Raw genomic sequence first — 1,655 nt, 5'->3', positions numbered from 1 at the left:
CGATCAGCGACGCCGAGCGCATCACCCCGGACCGTTCGCGCTCCGAGCGGCTGTGGGGCCATCCCGGTCTGAAGCCCGTCGCCGCCGGCGCCACGGGCCCGGGCTCGCCGCTGCTCGCCTACCGCTGGGAGCACACCGACCGGGCGCTGAGCGACCAGCTCGCCCTGGAGGCGGAGGGCCACGGGGGCACCGTGGAGCCCGGGCACGCCGCGGTCCGCTTCACCGACCCGGCGACCGGCGCCGACGTGCTGCCGACCCTCCGCGCCGAGATGCACCGCGTCGCCCGCGGGGCCGAGACCGCCCCGGTCCGCGAGACCGGCTCCTCCGTCTACCAGGTCTTCGACGGCTCCGGCACCGTCACCGTCGGCGACGCCACCTGGTCCGTCACCCGCGGCGACCTGTTCGTCGTGCCGTCCTGGCAGCCGCTGTCCGTCCGCTCCGAGGCCGGCTCCACCGACTCCGACTCCGGCGCCCTGGACCTCTTCCGGTTCAGTGACGCGCCCGTCTTCGAAGCCCTGCGGCTCGACCGCACCCACGTGGAAGGAACCACCCGATGAAGCTCGCCACCCTCCGCACCGACGGCACCACCCGGGCCGTCCGGCTCGACGGCGAGGAACTGGTCGACCTCGGCGTCGCCGACGTGGGCGCGCTGCTCGCCCGGGACGACTGGCGCGAGCTGGCCGCCTCGGCGGACGGCACGAGGTACCCGGTGGCCGGCGCCGACCTCGCCCCGGTGGTGCCCGCCCCCACCAAGGTGGTGTGCGTCGGCCTCAACTACCGCAACCACATCCAGGAGATGGGCCGGGACCTGCCCGAACACCCCACCCTGTTCGCCAAGTTCGCCGACTCGCTGATCGGCGCCCGCGACGACATCCTGCGCCCCGGGGAGACCGACGCCTTCGACTGGGAGGTCGAACTCGCGGTGGTCGTCGGCCGGCCGGTGCGCCGCGCGCGCGGCGAGGAGGCCGAGCGGGCCATCGCCGGGTTCACCGTCCTGAACGACATCACCTGCCGGGACTGGCAGTTCCGCACCCGTGAGTGGCTCCAGGGCAAGATGTGGGACTCCAGCACCCCGGTCGGCCCCTACCTGGTCACCCCGGACGAGCTGCCGGGCGGCGTCCGCCCCGCCCTCGACGTCACGCTCACCGTGGACGGCGAGGTCATGCAGTCCGACACCACGGGGGACCTGCTCTTCGACCCGGTCGACCTGGTCGAGTACGTGTCCACGGTCGTCCGCCTCAACCCCGGCGACATCATCGCCACCGGCACCCCCGGCGGCGTCGGCCACGCCCGCAAGCCGGCCCGCTACCTGACCGGCGGCGAGACGGTCGTCACCGAGATCGAGGGCATCGGCCGCCTGGAGAACCGGGTCGTCGCGGAGAAGTCCGCCTGATGTCCGCGACCCGGACCTTCGCCGACGCCCGCCGCTGGTCGGCCCTCGGCACCGAACTGGTGCTGCGGGCCGCCGCCGGCCTCGACGAGCAGGCCTACGCCGCGCCCAGCGCCCTGCCGCACTGGAGCCGCGCCCACCTGGCCGCGCACGTCGCCGCCAACGCCGAGGCGCTGTCCAACCTGGTGCACTGGGCCGCCACCGGCGAGGTCACCCCCATGTACGCCTCGCCCGAGGAGCGCGCCGCCGGCATCGAACGCGGCCG

The 1,655-nt window shown here is 74.9% G+C and carries 2 protein-coding genes and 1 pseudogene; all 3 read left to right on the top strand.

Annotated elements, in window-relative coordinates; genetic code table 11:
- Positions 1–557: pseudogene (locus HW445_RS30095) on the top strand (cupin); the annotation flags it as partial.
- Positions 554–1,393: a fumarylacetoacetate hydrolase family protein gene (locus tag HW445_RS30090; protein WP_180223972.1), complete on the top strand. Its 840-nt coding sequence runs from the start codon at positions 554–556 to the stop codon at positions 1,391–1,393. The pseudogene HW445_RS30095 and the gene HW445_RS30090, both read left to right, overlap by 4 nt.
- The coding region (locus tag HW445_RS30085; protein WP_180223971.1) for a maleylpyruvate isomerase N-terminal domain-containing protein at positions 1,393–1,655 on the top strand (263 nt) is incomplete at its 3' end. The genes HW445_RS30090 and HW445_RS30085, both read left to right, overlap by 1 nt.

The organism is Streptomyces sp. UH6 (assembly GCF_013421635.1).
GTDB lineage: Bacteria > Actinomycetota > Actinomycetes > Streptomycetales > Streptomycetaceae > Streptomyces > Streptomyces abyssomicinicus.
This window is presented reverse-complemented; position numbering and strand designations above follow the sequence as displayed.

What these genes read in the sequence shown, in the direction of transcription:
- HW445_RS30090 (WP_180223972.1), top strand. Translation starts at nt 554, where the DNA reads ATGAAGCTCGCCACCCTCCGCACCGACGGCACCACCCGGGCCGTCCGG.